The 16,819-nt window shown below is 60.7% G+C and carries 16 protein-coding genes; 8 read left to right on the forward strand and 8 right to left on the reverse strand.

The window, feature by feature from the left end; genetic code table 11:
• Nucleotides 1–13: 13 nt before the first annotated feature.
• The 4 genes from AKU94_RS14805 to AKU94_RS14820 are packed head-to-tail and all read left to right on the forward strand — an operon-like array spanning nucleotide 14 to nucleotide 5,011.
• Complete coding sequence (locus AKU94_RS14805) at nucleotides 14–1,090, forward strand: microcin C ABC transporter permease YejB (RefSeq protein WP_050528034.1); 1,077 nt, start codon at nucleotides 14–16, stop codon at nucleotides 1,088–1,090.
• Nucleotides 1,090–2,190 (forward strand): ABC transporter permease, encoded by a 1,101-nt coding sequence (locus AKU94_RS14810; RefSeq protein ID WP_050528035.1) that lies wholly within the window; start codon nucleotides 1,090–1,092, stop codon nucleotides 2,188–2,190. The genes AKU94_RS14805 and AKU94_RS14810 overlap by 1 nt, the downstream gene beginning before the upstream one ends.
• Nucleotides 2,187–3,782, forward strand: a complete 1,596-nt coding sequence (locus AKU94_RS14815; protein ID WP_050528036.1) for an ABC transporter ATP-binding protein — start codon at nucleotides 2,187–2,189, stop codon at nucleotides 3,780–3,782. The genes AKU94_RS14810 and AKU94_RS14815 overlap by 4 nt, the downstream gene beginning before the upstream one ends.
• Nucleotides 3,779–5,011 (forward strand): glycosyltransferase, encoded by a 1,233-nt coding sequence (locus AKU94_RS14820; protein ID WP_050528037.1) that lies wholly within the window; start codon nucleotides 3,779–3,781, stop codon nucleotides 5,009–5,011. The genes AKU94_RS14815 and AKU94_RS14820 overlap by 4 nt, the downstream gene beginning before the upstream one ends.
• Here AKU94_RS14820 and hemN read toward each other — a convergent pair.
• The gene (gene hemN, locus AKU94_RS14825) at nucleotides 5,008–6,363 is read right to left on the reverse strand and encodes an oxygen-independent coproporphyrinogen III oxidase (RefSeq protein ID WP_050528038.1); all 1,356 of its coding nucleotides are present in this window, start codon (nucleotides 6,361–6,363) and stop codon (nucleotides 5,008–5,010) included. The genes AKU94_RS14820 and hemN overlap by 4 nt on opposite strands.
• Nucleotides 6,364–6,431: 68 nt before the next feature.
• Between hemN and fnrL the strand changes: the two genes are divergently transcribed.
• The 3 genes from fnrL to AKU94_RS14840 all read left to right on the forward strand — a co-directional run bounded on the left by fnrL (nucleotide 6,432) and on the right by AKU94_RS14840 (nucleotide 9,155).
• Nucleotides 6,432–7,172, forward strand: coding sequence for a transcriptional regulator FnrL (gene fnrL, locus AKU94_RS14830; protein WP_050528155.1), 741 nt, complete (start codon nucleotides 6,432–6,434; stop codon nucleotides 7,170–7,172).
• Between the two features lie 6 nt (nucleotides 7,173–7,178).
• Nucleotides 7,179–8,084, forward strand: coding sequence for a PhzF family phenazine biosynthesis protein (locus AKU94_RS14835; protein WP_050528039.1), 906 nt, complete (start codon nucleotides 7,179–7,181; stop codon nucleotides 8,082–8,084).
• Nucleotides 8,085–8,153: 69 nt separating this feature from the next.
• Nucleotides 8,154–9,155: an LLM class flavin-dependent oxidoreductase gene (locus AKU94_RS14840; RefSeq protein WP_050528040.1), complete on the forward strand. Its 1,002-nt coding sequence runs from the start codon at nucleotides 8,154–8,156 to the stop codon at nucleotides 9,153–9,155.
• A gap of 12 nt (nucleotides 9,156–9,167) precedes the next feature.
• Here the strand turns inward: AKU94_RS14840 and AKU94_RS14845 are convergent, their stop codons facing one another.
• Genes AKU94_RS14845 through AKU94_RS14855 form a run of 3 tightly spaced genes read right to left on the reverse strand, consistent with a single transcriptional unit; the run spans nucleotide 9,168 to nucleotide 11,469 of the window.
• Complete coding sequence (locus AKU94_RS14845) at nucleotides 9,168–9,902, reverse strand: lysophospholipid acyltransferase family protein (RefSeq protein ID WP_050528041.1); 735 nt, start codon at nucleotides 9,900–9,902, stop codon at nucleotides 9,168–9,170.
• Nucleotides 9,902–10,801: a cell division protein FtsX gene (locus AKU94_RS14850; protein WP_050528042.1), complete on the reverse strand. Its 900-nt coding sequence runs from the start codon at nucleotides 10,799–10,801 to the stop codon at nucleotides 9,902–9,904. The genes AKU94_RS14845 and AKU94_RS14850 overlap by 1 nt, the downstream gene beginning before the upstream one ends.
• Entirely contained in the window at nucleotides 10,798–11,469 is a 672-nt protein-coding gene (locus AKU94_RS14855) for a cell division ATP-binding protein FtsE (RefSeq protein WP_050528043.1), read from the reverse strand. Before AKU94_RS14855 ends, AKU94_RS14850 begins: the two co-directional genes overlap by 4 nt.
• Before the next feature lie 176 nt (nucleotides 11,470–11,645).
• Here AKU94_RS14855 and AKU94_RS14860 point away from each other — a divergent pair, with 176 nt between their 5' ends.
• Nucleotides 11,646–12,503 (forward strand): zinc-ribbon domain-containing protein, encoded by an 858-nt coding sequence (locus AKU94_RS14860; protein WP_198144920.1) that lies wholly within the window; start codon nucleotides 11,646–11,648, stop codon nucleotides 12,501–12,503.
• Between the two features lie 42 nt (nucleotides 12,504–12,545).
• Here AKU94_RS14860 and AKU94_RS14865 read toward each other — a convergent pair whose 3' ends face one another.
• The 4 genes from AKU94_RS14865 to AKU94_RS20670 form a co-directional block, all read right to left on the reverse strand.
• Nucleotides 12,546–14,987 (reverse strand): DUF4175 domain-containing protein, encoded by a 2,442-nt coding sequence (locus AKU94_RS14865; RefSeq protein WP_050528045.1) that lies wholly within the window; start codon nucleotides 14,985–14,987, stop codon nucleotides 12,546–12,548.
• A 39-nt stretch (nucleotides 14,988–15,026) separates the two neighbouring features.
• Nucleotides 15,027–16,292, reverse strand: coding sequence for a diaminopimelate decarboxylase (gene lysA, locus AKU94_RS14870; protein ID WP_050528046.1), 1,266 nt, complete (start codon nucleotides 16,290–16,292; stop codon nucleotides 15,027–15,029).
• A 79-nt stretch (nucleotides 16,293–16,371) separates the two neighbouring features.
• Nucleotides 16,372–16,686, reverse strand: coding sequence for a DUF2834 domain-containing protein (locus AKU94_RS14875; RefSeq protein ID WP_050528047.1), 315 nt, complete (start codon nucleotides 16,684–16,686; stop codon nucleotides 16,372–16,374).
• Nucleotides 16,686–16,808, reverse strand: coding sequence for a hypothetical protein (locus tag AKU94_RS20670; protein ID WP_269744969.1), 123 nt, complete (start codon nucleotides 16,806–16,808; stop codon nucleotides 16,686–16,688). The genes AKU94_RS14875 and AKU94_RS20670 overlap by 1 nt, the downstream gene beginning before the upstream one ends.
• Between the last annotated feature and the right edge of the window lie 11 nt (nucleotides 16,809–16,819).

Raw genomic sequence — 16,819 nt, forward strand, 5'->3', positions numbered from 1 at the left:
AGGTAAGCAGATTATGGGAGCCTATATCCTCAGGCGGGTGTTGCTGATCATTCCGACATTGATCGGAATTATGATCATCAACTTTGCCCTTGTGCAATTCGTTCCCGGCGGCCCGATTGAACAGGTGTTGGCGCGGCTTGATGGTGGCGGGGATGCGTTGCAAGGCATCTCTGGATCGGGCGATGCGGGCATCGAAAGCGCGGGCGGCAGTGAATATCTGGGCGCGCGCGGCCTGCCGCCGGAATTCATCGAGGAATTGGAAAAACAGTTCGGGTTTGACAAGCCACCCTTGCAGCGTTTCCTCGATATGATGTGGAATTACGCGCGGTTCGATTTTGGCGAAAGTTATTTCCGGTCGATATCCGTGACCGATCTGGTGCTGGAGAAAATGCCGGTCTCCATCAGTCTGGGCCTTTGGTCCACATTGATTGCCTATCTTGTCTCTATTCCTTTGGGCATCCGCAAGGCGATGCGCGATGGCACGGCCTTTGATACATGGACCTCTGGGGTGATTATCGTGGCCTATGCCATTCCGGGGTTTTTGTTCGCGATTCTGCTTTTGGTGCTGTTTGCGGGGGGCTCTTATTGGAAGGTGTTCCCCCTGCGCGGGCTGACGTCCGAGGGGTTTGAGGACCTGTCGATGCTGGGCAAGGCGGGTGATTATCTTTGGCATATGACTTTGCCGATTGTGGCCTCGACCATCGCCAGTTTCGCGACGCTGACCCTGCTGACCAAGAACAGTTTTCTCGATGAGATCGGCAAGCAATATGTGATGACCGCCCGCGCCAAGGGCTTGTCCGAGGGCGGGGTGCTTTATGGCCATGTGTTCCGCAATGCGATGCTGATCGTGATCGCTGGGTTTCCGGCGGCTTTCGTGTCGATCTTCTTTGGCCAAAGCCTGATTATCGAGACCATCTTCTCGCTTGATGGCCTGGGGCAGATGGGGTTCAAGGCCGTGGTAGAGCGGGATTATCCGGTGATGTTCGGCACGCTTTACGCCTTTGGGATCATGGGGCTTCTGGTCGGGATTTTATCGGATATGATGTATGTCTGGATTGATCCGCGCATTGATTTCGAGGGGCGTGGCTAATGGCTCTTTCCCCGCTAAATCAACGTCGCTGGCGTAACTTCAAGGCCAACCGTCGCGCGTTCTGGTCTTTTTGGCTGTTGTTTGTGCTTTACGGGCTGTCGCTTTTTGCCGAGGTGCTGGCCAATGACAAGCCGCTTTTGGTCAGCTATCAGGGCGAATTGCGCGCGCCCTTCGTTCAGTTTTATCCTGAAACCGCCTTTGGCGGCGATTTTAGAACCGAGGCCAAATACCGCGATATCGAGGTCCGCTGTCTGATCCGTTCCGGCGGCGTAGAGATGTGCTTGGATGACCCCGATACCGCGATGGAGGCATTGGAGGCAGGCAACTTGGAGGGCACGACCCCCGGCTGGATGCTTTGGCCGCCGATCCCCTACAGCTATAACACCATCAACAATATCGGCCGCGCGGCGCCCAGCCCGCCCGATGCCAACCACCTGTTGGGCACCGATGATACCGCACGCGATGTGGCGGCGCGCGTGATTTATGGCTTCCGCCTCTCGGTATCTTTTGCGTTGATCGTGACGTTGCTGACTTCGGTAATCGGGGTCGCGGCGGGGGCGGTGCAGGGCTATTTCGGCGGTTGGGTCGACCTGATTTTCCAGCGCGTGCTGGAGATATGGGGCTCTACCCCCAGCCTTTATATCATCATCATTGTCGCCGCGATCTGGCGGATGAATTTCTGGCTGTTGGTGGGGCTGATGGTGCTGTTTGGCTGGACCGCGCTTGTGGGCGTGGTGCGGGCTGAATTCTTGCGCGCGCGTAACTTTGAATATGTGCGCGCGGCGCGGGCCCTTGGCGTGTCGGATCGGGTGATCATGTTCCGCCATGTGCTGCCCAATGCGATGGTTGCCACGCTAACGATGCTGCCCTTTATCATCACCGGCACCATCGGGTCGCTTGCGGTGCTGGATTTTCTGGGCTTTGGCCTGCCCGCCTCGGCGCCCTCCTTGGGGGAGCTGACGCTGCAAGCCAAGCAGAACCTGCAGGCGCCTTGGCTCGCGTTTACCGCCTTTTCGGTGTTTGCAATCATGCTCTCGCTTTTGGTGTTCATCTTTGAGGGCGTGCGCGATGCCTTTGATCCGCGAAAGACTTTCCAATGAGCGATACAGTCCTTTCCGTTGAAAATCTGAACGTCGGTTTTCGTCAGGATGGCCGCGTTATTCGTGCCGTCAAAGGCGTGTCCTTTACCGTGGCCAAGGGTGAAACCGTGGCGCTGGTGGGGGAAAGCGGGTCGGGCAAATCGGTGACGGCGCTGTCGACTGTGGCATTGTTGCCCGGCGCGGCCGAAGTTGAAGGCTCTATCCTGTATAACGGCACCCAGATGATCGGCGCCGATGAGGCCGAGCTGCGCCGCGTGCGCGGCAATGACATCAGCTTTATCTTCCAAGAGCCGATGACCAGCCTTAACCCCTTGCACACCATCGAAAAGCAGCTTGGCGAAAGCCTGTCTTTGCATCAGGGGCTTGACGGTGCGGCTGCACGCGCGCGGATATTGGAGCTGTTGGAACGGGTGGGCATTCGCGATGCCGAAAACCGTCTGGGTGCCTATCCGCATCAGCTCTCGGGTGGACAGCGCCAGCGGGTCATGATCGCGATGGCGCTGGCAAACGGGCCGGAGCTGTTGATCGCGGATGAGCCGACAACCGCGCTGGATGTCACCATTCAGGCGCAGATCCTTGGGCTTCTGGCCGAATTGAAGCGCGCCGAGGGGTTGAGCATGTTGTTCATCACCCATGATCTTGGCATAGTGCGCCGCATCGCGGATCGTGTCTGTGTAATGCAAAACGGCGAGATTGTGGAGCAAGGCCGCACCGCGGAGATCTTTGACAACCCGCAGCATCCCTATACCAAAACCCTGCTGGCTGCAGAGCCGAAAGGCCGCCCCGACACGGCCCCGAACAAAGGCGCGCCGGTGGTGGAAACCGACAATCTGCGTGTCTGGTTTCCGATCCATCGTGGCTTTTTGCGCCGCACGGTGGGTCACGTAAAGGCGGTGAACGCGGCCAGCATTTCGGTTCGCGCCGGTGAGACTTTGGGGATTGTGGGCGAAAGCGGGTCGGGCAAAACCACGCTGGCCTTGGGCATCTTGCGCCTGATCGCATCCGAGGGGCGCGTGGCCTTTATGGGCCGCGATATCCAAGGCCTCTCGCCCAAGGAAATGCGTCCCCTGCGCAGTGAAATGCAGGTGGTGTTCCAAGACCCATACGGCAGCCTCTCGCCGCGCATGACGATCGAGCAGATCATCGCCGAGGGCTTGGGCGTTCACGGCACCGCCTCGGGCAAGAGCCACCGTGATATGGTGGCCGAGATCATGAGTGAGGTGGGGCTGGACCCTGCCATGATGGGCCGCTACCCGCATGAGTTTTCGGGCGGTCAGCGGCAACGTGTGGCGATTGCCCGCGCGATGATCCTGCGCCCGAAACTGGTGCTTCTGGATGAGCCGACCTCGGCGCTGGATATGACGGTGCAGGTCCAGATCGTAGAGCTGTTGCGCGATTTGCAACGCAAACACGGGCTGGCCTATCTGTTCATCAGCCACGACCTGCGTGTGGTGCGCGCGCTGGCGCATCAGGTGATCGTGATGAAAGAGGGCGATGTGGTTGAGCAGGGGCCGGGCACGCAGATTTTTGACGCGCCACAAACCGAATATACGCGCGGGTTGATGGCGGCGGCCTTCGGGCGCGACCTATGAAAATCCTTTTTGTCCATCAGAATTTTCCTGGGCAGTTCTTACACCTTGCCCCGGCGCTGGCCGCGCGCGGGCATGATTGCCGCGCCCTGACGGACATCAAGAACGCCCGCAAAAGCCAGATCCCCGTTCTGCGCTATCGGCATAACACGCCCCCCCCTGATCCGGCCGCCACCCGGTTAGGCCGCAACTTTACCCAGATGTCGGACCGGGGGGTGACTGTGGCCCGTGCCTGCCTGCAACTGCGCGACAAGCATGGCTATGTGCCGGATGTGATTCTGGGTCATTCCGGCTGGGGGGAGACGCTGTTTTTAAAAGAGGTCTGGCCCGAGGCCAAGCTGATCGCCTATGCCGAGTTCTACTATCGCGGGGTGGGGCGGGATGTGGGGTTCGACCCCGAATTCAGCCGCCCCGGCTTTGATGCGGTGATGATGGCGCAATCACGTGCGGCCCATCTGGGGCAATCCCTGCTACATGCCGATGCCGCCCTTGCGCCGACGAAATGGCAGGCAAGCGCCTATCCCCCCGCCTTGCAGCCGATGATCAAGGTGATCTTTGACGGGGTGAATACCGATGTGATGGCCCCGAATCCGCAGGCACATCTGACCTTGCCGAACGGTCAGATATTGCATGCGGGCGATGAGGTGCTGACCTTTGTGAACCGCAACCTTGAACCCTACCGCGGCTATCACAGCTTTATGCGGGCCTTGCCTGATGTGATGGCAGCACGGCCCAAGGCGCAGGTGGTTTTGGTTGGCGGCGATGAGGTCAGCTATGGTGCCGCCGCGCCCAAGGGGCAGACGTGGAAACAGATTTTTCTGGATGAGGTGGCGGACCGTCTTGATATGGCCCGCGTGCATTTTCTGGGTAAAGTGCCCTACCCCGATTTCGTCTCGTTGATGCAGGTCAGCCGCGTGCATGTTTACCTGACATATCCTTTCGTTCTGTCTTGGTCGATGCTTGAGGCAATGTCGACGGGGGCCTATGTCGTCGGTTCCAGAACCGCCCCGGTAGAGGAGGTGATCAAGGATGGCGTCAATGGCCGCTTGGTTGATTTCTTTGATATCGAGGCGTGGTCTGCAGCGCTGACCGAAGGGCTGGCCGCGCCGGAACGTTTCATGCCCCAGCGCAAAGCCGCGCGGCAGACGGTACTTGATCATTACGACCTGCACGGCATCTGTTTGCCGCGCATGATCGATTTTGTCGAAGGTTTCGCACTAAAACCGGCCTAAACTGCCGCAGAATGTTGGGCTTTGGCATGGTCATAGGCATCAAAGGCCCGCGCGATCAGCCGTGTCAGCGGGCGCGCACGGGGAGGGATGCTAAGGCCCTCGGCATCCAGATGCAACATATCCCCAAATTGGGCGACAGCGTTTTGGAACATCTCTTCCAGCACCTCTGGATCGGCATTGAAGTCGTGCAACAGTTCTGGCCGACTGACGTGGAAGTCACACATCAAGGCCTCGATGATGCGAGCGCGCAGCAGGTCGTCCCCGCCAAAGACATGGCCACGGTGGATGGAGAAACGCCCCTCTTTGATGGCCTTGGTATGGGCCGCCGTGGCGCTGGCATTTTGCGCAAACCCTTGCGGGAACCGCGAAATAGAGGATGCACCCAGCCCGATAAGTGCAGTGGCGGTATCATCGGTATAGCCCTGAAAATTCCGGCGCAGCGCACCCTTGTCCTGGGCAATGGCCAACCCGTCGGCGGGGCGGGCAAAGTGATCGATGCCAACCTCGGCATAGCCGTCATCGACAAACATTTTGCGCGCGGTTTCAAACAGGTCAAGCCGCGCTTCGGGCGTCGGGATCTTGTCAGATGGGATCAATTGCTGGCGGCGGCTCATCCATGGTACATGGGCATAGCCATAAAGCGCCACACGGTCTGGCGAAAGGGTCAGCAGTTTCCCCACCGAATCGGCAATACGGTCATTGGTCTGATGCGGCAATCCGTAAAGGATATCGGCGTTCAGGCTTTTGATCCCGCGGTCGCGGATCATATCCGCCACCTGTTTTGTCAGCTCATAGCTTTGCTCACGCCCGATGGTTTTCTGAATCTCGGGGTCAAAATCCTGCACCCCGATAGAGGCGCGGTTCATACCGGCTGCAGCCAACGCATCCAGCCGTGCGGCGTCAATCTCATTGGGGTCGATTTCAACCGAAAACTCCCCCCCCTCGGCCAAAGGCACCACGTCAAAGACCTGATCGGCAAGGTTGCGCATCAGGTCGGGCATCAATAGCGTAGGTGTGCCGCCCCCCCAATGCAGGCGCGACAGGGTAACGCCGGGCGCAAGATGGCGGCGCAAAAGTTCAATCTCGGCGGCAAGCATCTCGGCATAGGCGATAACCGGTGCATCCGAGGATGTGCCCTGCGTTCGGCAGGCACAAAACCAGCACAGGCGCCGACAAAACGGCACGTGAATATAAAGCGATATCGAAGCTTTGGCAGGAATTGCCTCTATCCAACTGGTAAAGGTTTCCGCCCCGACGCCCGGTGCAAAATGCGGAGCAGTCGGGTAGCTGGTGTATCGCGGGACGCGCGCGTCAAATAGCCCAAGGCGCTTTAGCTCTGATTGTGTGTTCATATCTAATCATTTGGCGTATATGTAGAGTTTAGACCTTGACCTAAATCAATCGGAACGCGGATATGCCCATGCTGGACACACATTCATTTGCCCACGATTGTGGTGAGTGCCCCATTCGCCACCGCGCGGTTTGCTCTCGGTGCGAGGCAACCGAATTGAACCGTCTGGAAGAGATCAAATACTACCGCAGTTTTCAGGCCGGACAGACGGTCATCTGGTCGGGTGACCGGATGGATTTTGTGGCCTCTGTGGTCAAAGGGATCGCAACGCTGAGCCAGACGATGGAGGATGGCCGCCGCCAGATGGTGGGCCTGTTGCTGCCGTCTGATTTTCTGGGCCGTCCGGGGCGTGCCAATGCGGCCTATGATGTGACGGCCACCACGGATCTGGTGATGTGTTGTTTTCGCAAGAAACCGTTTGAGGAAATGATGCTGAACACGCCGCGCATCGGGCAACGCCTGCTTGAGATGACGCTGGATGAGCTGGATTCAGCGCGCGAATGGATGTTGCTGCTTGGCCGTAAAACGGCACGCGAAAAGATCGCAAGCCTGCTGGCGATCATCGCGCGGCGCGATGCCAGTTTGATGCAGAGGCGTCCCTCGGGGCGGATCTCTTTTGAGTTGCCGCTGACGCGTGAGGAAATGGCCGATTACTTGGGGCTGACCCTGGAAACCGTTTCGCGGCAGATGTCGGCGCTGCGTAAGGACGGGATTATTGCGCTGGATGGCAAGCGCAATGTGACAATTCAGGATTTCGATAACTTGATGGAAGTGGCTGGTGATGACAGCGATGGCGGCATGTTGTCGTAGGCGCGGATGCTGGCATTTCACACCCTTGATGTTTTCACCGATACGCCCTTTGCAGGGAACCCTTTGGCAGTTGTTCTGGGGGCCGATGAGTTGACGGACGCGCAGATGCAGACCATCGCGCGGGAGTTTAACCTTTCCGAGACAATTTTTGTTCAGCGCCCTGTAGATCCGGCCAATACCGCCCGCGTGCGAATATTTTTCCCGACAGCCGAAATTCCCTTTGCAGGCCATCCCACCATTGGCTGTGCCATCCTGCTGGCCGAGGCTGCTATGGGCGCGGGCCCGCTGCGCATCGTGCTGGAGGAAGAGGCGGGCCTGGTCCCCGTAACGCTGACCCGCACCCAAGGCGAGGTAGTCGCCGAGCTGACCGCGCCGGTCACCCCCTTTGTGGCCGAGGGGCCGGATCATGCAAAGGCGTTGGACCCTGCGCTTTTGGCGCGTGCTGTGGGTGTGGGCACCGGTGTTATCGGCTTTGGCCGTCACCGCCCCGGCCTGTGGCAAGGGGGGCCGAGATTCCTCTATATCCCCGTTGCAGATCGCGCGGCGCTGGCCAATGCGCAAGTCCATGAACCTGCATGGTCACAGGTCATGTCGGCGGGGGGTGTGGACAGCGCCTATCTTTATACCAAGGGGGAGGGCGCGGATTATCAGGCGCGGATGTTTTCGCCCACCGCGGGCATCCCAGAAGACCCCGCGACAGGCTCTGCCTCGGCCATTCTTGGTGCCCAGCTTTGGGCCGCTGGTGCGCTGGGGCAGGGTGAGACCCGTTTGTCCCTGCTGCAAGGGGTTGAGATGGGCCGCAAAAGCAAGATCGCGCTGACGGTGGTATGCGATGCCAATGGGGTCATCTCGGTGCGTGTCGCAGGCCAGGCTGTGCGCATCAGCGACGGGCGCATCCGGGTCCCCGCCTGACGTAAACATCACGCTCACATCTTGGTTCGGGTGCTTCGACTGCTTAGGTAGGGCGTTAAGGAGTCTGCCATGCAAAAATTCTCAATTCTCGACCTATCGCCTGTTCCCGAGGGTGAAACCGCCGCCGCTGCCCTGTCCAATACGGTTGATCTGGCCCGCACCGCCGAGGCTGCGGGCTATCACCGTTTCTGGCTGGCAGAGCATCACAATATGCCCGGCATCGCCAGTGCCGCCACATCCGTGGTGATTGGCCATGTGGCGGGGGCGACCAAGACGATGCGGATCGGGGCCGGCGGGATCATGCTGCCCAATCACGCGCCTTTGGTTGTGGCCGAACAGTTTGGCACGCTGGCCACGCTTTATCCCGACCGGATCGACCTTGGCCTCGGGCGGGCACCCGGAACCGATATGGCAACCGCCCGCGCGTTGCGCCGTCATATGGCGCCCGAAGACAGCTTTCCACAAGATGTCCAAGAGCTGATCGCCTATCTGGGTGACATGCCCGACAATGCGCCGGTGCGCGCCATTCCGGGGGCAGGGACGCATGTGCCGGTCTGGATCCTCGGGTCCAGCCTTTATGGCGCGCAACTGGCGGCCTATCTGGGGTTGCCCTATGCGTTCGCCTCCCATTTTGCGCCTGGCATGCTGGCCGAGGCGTTGGCGATTTACCGGTCGTCGTTTCAGCCCTCCGAACATCTGGCGCGCCCTTATGCGATGATGGCGGCGGGGGTTTTTGCCGCGCCCACGGATGCCGAGGCGGATTATCTGCGGTCCTCGCAATTTCTTGCCTTTGCAAACCTGCGCACGGGTAAACCCGGCAAGCTGCCCTATCCGACGGATGATCTTGCGGGTCAGATCCCTGCGCCGGTTATGGCGGGGGTCAAACAGGCGCTATCCTGTTCGGCGACCGGATCCGCGGCAACGGTAAAAGAGCAGCTGGGGCGCTTGATCGACACCCATCAACCCGATGAGATTATGGTGACAGGGATGATCCATGATAGCGCGGCGCGGATAGGCTCATTCCAGATCGCGGCGGATGTTTTGTCTGGTTTGTGCGGGGTGTCGGCGTAAAGCGCGCCCCCTTTAGGTCGGGGCGGTAAAGCCTGCCTCGGCCATCAGGGCATCGGATGCTGCCTCCACCTCACGTTCCAACCTTTCCATAAACTCGGGCTTTGGCAGGCCCGGCGGGATGGTTGGTAGGAATTCCACAATGGCCACGCCGCGCTTGCGCATGATCCCGTGTTTGGGCCAAAGCACGCCCACATTGGTGGCAACAGGCACGCAGTCTTGTCCCAACTGGGTATAGAGCGCCGCCGTGCCTGCCTTATAGGGTGCCTTGACGCCGGGGGCGACGCGGGTGCCTTGGCTATAGATAATCAACTGCCCGGCCTGTTGCACGCCGGACTTCACATCTGCCATCATCTTCATAATCGCCGCCCCGCGTTTGCCACGGTCCACCGGAACGCAGCCGATGCGCAGCCCGAACCAGCCAACCACGGGGGCATACATCAATTCCCGTTTCATGATGAACCTGCCGCGGGGTACAGCATGAAAGATCATCAGGACATCCAGAAAGCTCTGATGCTTGGCCGCGACCAGCGCTGCATGGGTGGGCGGTGTGCCGCGAACCTCGGTGCGCATCCCCGTCAGCCAACGCAGCGAAAACATCACCCAAGCCGCATAGGCATGACAGGCCGCCAGCGCCCCTTTGCGCGAGAAGATCGCATAGGGCAGATAGAGCAGCCCGACGACAAACAAGGCAAGATACATCTGCACGATGAAGATCAGCGAAAGCAGCCATTGCAGGGCATAGCGCATCAGGTCAGTTCCTTGAGTTTGCGAAAAGCGGCAAATCGGGTTGCAAAGAAGGCCACCATAGCGGCCAGCGGCGGCAGAAGAAACGGCCAAAGCCATCCGGACCCCTGAAATCCAAGCCCCGTCAGAAACCCGCCCGCCATATCAGCGGCTGGCAGAAAGGCGACACCGATCATCCCCAGCACCGCGCCGACCACTGATCCCGCCAGCGCCCGCAGAGTGAACCGCCGCACAAAAGCGCGCACGATATAGGCATCCCTTGCCCCCACCAGACGCAAAACCCGGATCACTTGGGAATTTGCCGCCAGCGATGCATTTGCCGCCAAGGTGATCATCGCCGCCATCGCCCCCCCGATCAGCAAGATCGAGGTCACACCCAAAAGCCGCAGGCGTCCCGCCGCCACTGCCAAGGGCCTGCGCCAGCGGGTGTGGTCATCAAGCACGGCACCGGGGGCCTCGGCCGCCAGTCGCTGCCGCAATCCCTCGCTGTCATAGCCCTCGCGGCTTTCGGTGACCTCTATCAGTCTGGGGATGGGCAACGCGTCAAGCGGCAGGTCGGGGCCGAACCATGGCTCCAGCAAGGCCCGCTGCTCGGCATCCTCCATCGCGCGGGCGCGGGCGATACCGGGCGTTGTGGCCAGCACATCCAAAACGGCACGAGTTTGCGCATCCAACTGTCCGGTAGGGGCGGAGATACGCACCGTGGCACTGTGGGCCAGCGCGTCGCCCCAGCGGTCGGCCAGTCGGCCGGTGGCCAGTGACAAAGCCAGCGCAAACACCGCCAGAAAGGTCATGGCGGCTGCGGTAAAACTGGTCAGCCATGCAGTATGTCCCGAGGGCGGCACCACACGGTCGGCCTGTTTGTCGCCACGCAAGATATCGGTGATCGCGGAAAACTTCACAGATCCGCCCCCGCCAGTTGCAAGCGCCGCTTGGAAATCCGCAGCACCCTTGCGGGCACCTGCTGTTTCGCGGCCCGGATCAGGTTGAGGTCATGGGTGGCCACCAGAATGGTTTTGCCCATCTTGTTCAACTCTACCAATAAGGTCAGCAGGCGCAATGACATATCCCAATCAAGGTTGCCCGTTGGCTCATCCGCCAGCACCACATCGGGCGACATGATGACCGCGCGGGCCAATGCGGCGCGCTGTCGCTCCCCGCCTGAAAGCTGTGGCGGCAAGGCATCGCCAAGGCGTGACAGGCCGACCCAACCCAACAGATCCTTGAGGTCGGCGGCCTCGGCCTGACGTCCCGATACCGCCGCGGGCAGGGTCAGATTGGTGGTCAGCGGCAGATGGTCAAGGAACTGGCAATCCTGATGCACCACCCCCATGCGACGGCGCAGCATGGCGACCTCATCACGGTCCAATCCGTGGACGTCGCGGTCGAACAGGGTGATATGACCGGCCGTTGGCAACAGCTCTGCATAGCACAGTTTTAACAACGTGGACTTGCCCGCACCGGACGGCCCCGTCAAAAAGTGGAACGACCCCGGTGCCAGCCGCAAGCTGACCTCGGATAACAATTCCCCCCCGCCATAGGAATAGGCGACATTTTCAAATGCGATCACGCAGCTACCTCGGTTGTGCGCACCACAGGGTTACGCATTCGGCACAGTTTCGCGCAGTGTCATGGATGTTTCAACGCTATTTTGTAAACGATTTGTTCGCAAAGGCTTGGATATAATGGACTTCGGGTCTACAAACTGAGTTAGGAAATGCGGTAATGGGGGCGGAGAAAAAGCAAATGAGGCTCGTTTGCCCGAATTGCGGCGCGCAATATGAAGTAGATACAGGGGCGATCCCTGATTCCGGGCGTGATGTGCAATGCTCTGATTGTGGCCATGCGTGGTTCCAAGCCCCTCTGGATATTGATTTCGAGGCAGAAGAGGCGCGTTTGACGCCCAAGGCGGCCGTGCGCCCTGCTGAATCTGTCGCGCCACCACAAGACCCGATCCCTGAGCCTGCTCCAACGCCAGCGTCCGAACCCTTTGGAAGTCCTCCACCGTTGTACGATCACGATGATGAGGACGATGATGAGGAAGAGCAAGATGCGGAGTGTGCGCCAGCACCGCAGCCGGTCGCCCCGCGGCGGGGTATGGATGACAGCCTGCTTTCGGTGCTGCGCGAAGAGGCCGACCGTGAGGCGGCGGTCCGCCGTTCCGAGGTGCCGCGCCCGCTGGAAATCCAGCCTGATCTTGGGCTGGAGGAAACCGCAGGTGCCGCCAAAGCTGTGCGTGACCGTTTGGCACGTCTGCGTGTCCCCGAGCCTGTGGCCGAAGATACGGACAAGCCGACCGCGCGCCGCGATCTTTTGCCCGACATAGAGGAAATCAATTCGACCCTGCGTGCCAGCAGCGAGAACCGCCATGGCGAGGCGGACGGTCCGGAACAAAGTGCCGCGCTGGATACCGAACATTCAAAAGCCGCATTCCGCAGCGGGTTTCTCCTGATCCTTTTGGTCGCCTTCCTGCTTATGGTGACATATATGGCCGCGCCAAAGTTGGTGGAGCAATTCCCTGCAGCCGAGGGCGTTTTGAAATCCTATGTCGCGGCGGTGAATGGACTGCGACTTTGGTTGGATCAATATCTGGGCGGTGCCTAACCCGCGATCCAGCGTTAGACGAGGCGCTTGCGAAGTGCCGGATCAATACAGGTCCAAAAGCCGTTTAAGGTAGTCACGCTCAGTGTCGGGGCGCGATTGGTCGCCTTGCCGACGCCGAATTTCGTCCAGCAGGTCTTGGGCCCGGCGATAGACATCTTCGCCCTGCAACAGGTTCTGGTCCGATCCAATGCGCGCGCCCTCGCCTTGCTCTCGTCCCAAGGGGTCACGCGCAGAGCCGGGGGCAGTACGGTCGGCGGCCTCACCTTGTCCGTCGCCACCCTCCTCGCGACGGTCTTGCGCCTGCGCCTCGCCAAGGTTACGCATTCCGTCACGCAGGTCGCGCATCGCATCGGCTTGCCGGTCCAGTGCGCCGGGCAGGTCGCCTTCTTCCAATGCACGCTCAGCGTCTTGCATTGCACGGGCCGCATCATCAAGCGCCTGCCTGCCAGCCTCGCCCGCTTCGGAACCGGCACCGGGCAGGGGACCACCGCTCAGCAATCCCAGACGTTTGCGCAGATCGCGTTGCCGCTCGGCCAGCCCTTCTTCGCCCTCTTGTGACGGTTCCCCATCGGGGTTCTGCAATTCGGAAAAGCTGTCATCCGAGAGGTCTTGCTGATCGCGCAGCGTCTCGCCGAGGTTCTCCATGGCTTGCTGGCCGGGGCCGCCTTGCCCCCCCTGGCCTTGGGTTACCTGCATGTTTTCCATCAACTGGCGCAGCATCTCCATCAGCTCGGCGGCCTCTTCCATCCGACCTTCTTCCAACAGCTTTTGCAACTCTTCCAGCATTTGCGAGAGCTGGTCGCCGGTCATCTCCATCGCGTTCTGCTCATCCGCGGCGGCGCCATCGGGGTTGCGCTCGGCCTCTTCGGCAAGCAGGCGCATATAGTCGTCGGTCGCTTCGCGCAGCTCTTGCATCAGCTCTTCAATCTCATCGGGATCAGCCCCGTTGCGAATCGCTTCATCCAGCATGTCCTGAGCGCGCTTGAGTCGCTCGCGGGCGGATTGCAGGTCGCCCTCTTCGATCAGCAGGGCGATATCCCAAAAGGCCTCGGCCAGTTCATCGCGGGCCTCAACCGTCAGGGTGTCGGCTATTGCCTCCAGCCGACGAAGCGCCACTCGCAGGCGCAAGTACGCCTTTTCATTGCGAAAAAGCCCCTCTGGCCGGTGGGTGACCGCCTTGAAAACCTGTACCGCGCGCGGGGCATTGCTGCGCGACCAAAGCAGATCGCGCCGCATCTCGGCCACGGCGGCTGCCAGCGGATCAAAGAAACGCCTGCCGGGCAGGGTGACCGAGAGCGGTGGCGCGCTGCCGGTCTGGCCGGTGGCGTCACTGGCCGATAGGGTTATGGTCACGGGCAGATTGGCGAAGACATGTTTGGACAGATCATCAACCAGTGTTTCGGTGAAATCGCTGCGTTGCCCCGAGATCGGCAAGGGAAGATCCAGGGTGACGGGATCCGTATTCTCAGGGGCGGCGGCCAGCCCATAGCGGCGGTCCACCGCAGGCAGGTCCAATACGATCACTGCCTGCCCTGCCGTTATGCCGAAATCATCCTTGGCCGAGAAAGGCATCTTCAAGCGCCCGTCTGCCTCGCGGCTCAGCTCGCCCGCAGCGATGATGCTGGGGGGGGTGTCCGGGGTGGCGATGATGGTCCATTTCTGTCCGCCCGGGCCCGAGATGGTAACTGTGCCGTTTCGGGCCACTTCAAAGTCACGCAAAGGGGTGGCATCATCGGGGGGGACGGGATTGCCCGAGACGGTCTCGGACAGGCCTAGCGCGCCAACCTCGCCATAAAAGCGCAGTTGGATGCGGCTGCCGGTTGGTGCCTCAAATTCAGCGCGGTCGATGTCATTGAGGTAAAGCACCGGCTTGCCGGTATAGGGCGGCGGCTGCACCCATCCTTCCCAGCTTGGGCCGTTGGCAAGGGCTTGGGCGCCCGAGGGGCCAAGCCCGGTGATGGATGTGATGCGCCAAAGAGAGCCGAAGATCATTGCGATCACAAAGGCCGTCAGCGCGATATAGCGCAGGCCAAAGATATCGCGCGAGGCCAGCCGAAGGTCGGGGCGGACGGCGCGCGCCTTGGCGGTGGCGGCGGCCATTCGGGCCTGATGGGCGGCCCAGACCGCTTGTGATCCGCTGTCTTTTGCACCGATCGCCTGGGCATCGGTCAGGCTGGCAATCGGGCGGCCGGGCAATGTGGCATCAAGCCGGTTCAGCGCATCCTGACGTGTCGGGCGCGCAAACCCGCACCATCCGCGCCAGAGTGCGGCAAGGGCCATAACACCCGCCGCAGTCAATCCAGCCCGCACCGCCCAGAGCGGGGCCACATCCTGCACACCAAAGGCCAGTACCGCCAGCACGAAGATCAAAACGGTCCAGACTGGCCAGAAACTCCAGACCAGCCGCTCTGCCCACAGACCCGCGAGGGTCAGCGTGACGGGGCGCTTCAGCCGGGCGTTGATATCATCTGGCGTCTGCCTCATTTACCTATGCTTTCGAGCGGTACGGACGGGCGCTGCGGATCACAGCCATTCGGGTATGGTATCGCGCGAAAGCATTTCGTCAAAGGTCGGGCGGGCGCGGATGACCGCAAAGTGATCGCCGCGGACCAAAACCTCGGGCACCAACGGGCGGGAATTATACTCGGAGGCCATCACCGCACCATAAGCCCCCGCCGAGCGGAAGGCGATCAAGGCCCCTTCGGTCAAGGGGGGCATATTGCGTCCCTTGGCAAAGGTGTCGCCCGATTCGCAGATCGGGCCGACGATATCAAAGGCGCGCTGTTCGGCGCCTGCCTCGGCTTCGATAAGGGGGATGATGTCGTGATGTGCGCCGTACATCGCCGGGCGCACCAGATCATTCATCGCGGCATCGATAATCAGGAAATCGCGGTCCTCGCCCTCTTTTACATAAATCACGGAGCTGACCATAATCCCCGCATTGCCCGAGATCAGCCGGCCAGGTTCGATTTCAATCTCACAGCCCAGATCGCCGACGGTGCGTTTGACCATTTCGCCATATTCCATCGGCAAGGGCGGTGCGGAGTTGTCGCGGGCATAGGGGATGCCCAAGCCGCCACCAAGGTCCAGCCGCCGGATGTTGTGACCATCCGCGCGCAGGGCATGGGTCAGCTCGGCCACTTTCAGATAGGCGGTCTCAAAGGGTTCCAATGCGGTCAGCTGGCTGCCGATATGCACGTCGATGCCGACCACCTCCAGCCCGGGCAAAGAGGCCGCCTCGGCGTAAACCTCGCGGGCGCGCGAAATCGGGATGCCGAATTTATCGCCCTTCTTGCCGGTCGAGATTTTCTCATGGGTTTTCGCGTCGACATCGGGGTTCACGCGGATGGTGATGGGTGCGATAAGGCCAAGGCCATGCGCGACTTGTGACAGGGCACGCATTTCCGGTTCCGATTCGACGTTGAACTGACGGATGCCGCCGGTCAGCGCCAGCTGCATTTCCTCACGGGTTTTACCAACCCCGGAAAAGACGATTTTATCGCCCGGAACGCCCGCCGCCTTTGCCCGTAGATATTCGCCGGCTGACACCACATCCATCCCCGCCCCCAGATCGGCCAGCGTTTTCAGTACCGCCAGATTGGACAGCGATTTGATGGCAAAGCAGACCAGATGGGGCAGGGGGGAAAGCGCCTCGGTGAAAAGCTGGTAGTGGCGGGTCAGCGTGGCGGTGGAATAACAGTAAAACGGCGTCCCCACTTGCGCCGCGATATCGGCGATGGCCACATCCTCGGCGTGCAAAGCACCGTTTTTATAAAGAAAATGATCCATCACGCGCCCTTTGTTAACTTGCTTGGATGATCTCTATCACGAATGGAAAGCCAAGGAAAAGCCACGTGGTTTTGCGGGGTCAAGGCGCCCGCGTGCGCAAAAAGAGGTAAAGCGGCAGAGCGCAAGACAGCCCGATGCAAAAACAGGCCGGAATGGCGATCAGGGCGGACCAGTTGCGGCGCACGGCGGTCTCGGCCAGAATCCAAAGGGTCAGGGCCACCGCGGCGATCGTCAGATCCCAGGTCAGCCCCGTGGTTGCGGCATTGGCGTACCACGCATCGATTAAGCCGCGCAGCCCGCTGTCTGTCGTCTGCATATGGGCGATGAACCAATACATCGGATGCAGCGCGCCCCAAACCGCAAGCGCCAGATAGGCCATGCGCAGGGGCGACATCACTCAAATATCTCGCCGATGCGCGGGTCTTGTGTGGTATCGGCGCCGGGCGCGGTTGGCACGCCATCGGCGCCACAAGCCGCAAGGATCAGGGTAACGAGCAGGGCGGGCAGGATACGCATCGGGGTTCCTC

It is taken from the genome of Pseudorhodobacter aquimaris, from assembly GCF_001202025.1.
GTDB lineage: Bacteria > Pseudomonadota > Alphaproteobacteria > Rhodobacterales > Rhodobacteraceae > Pseudorhodobacter > Pseudorhodobacter aquimaris.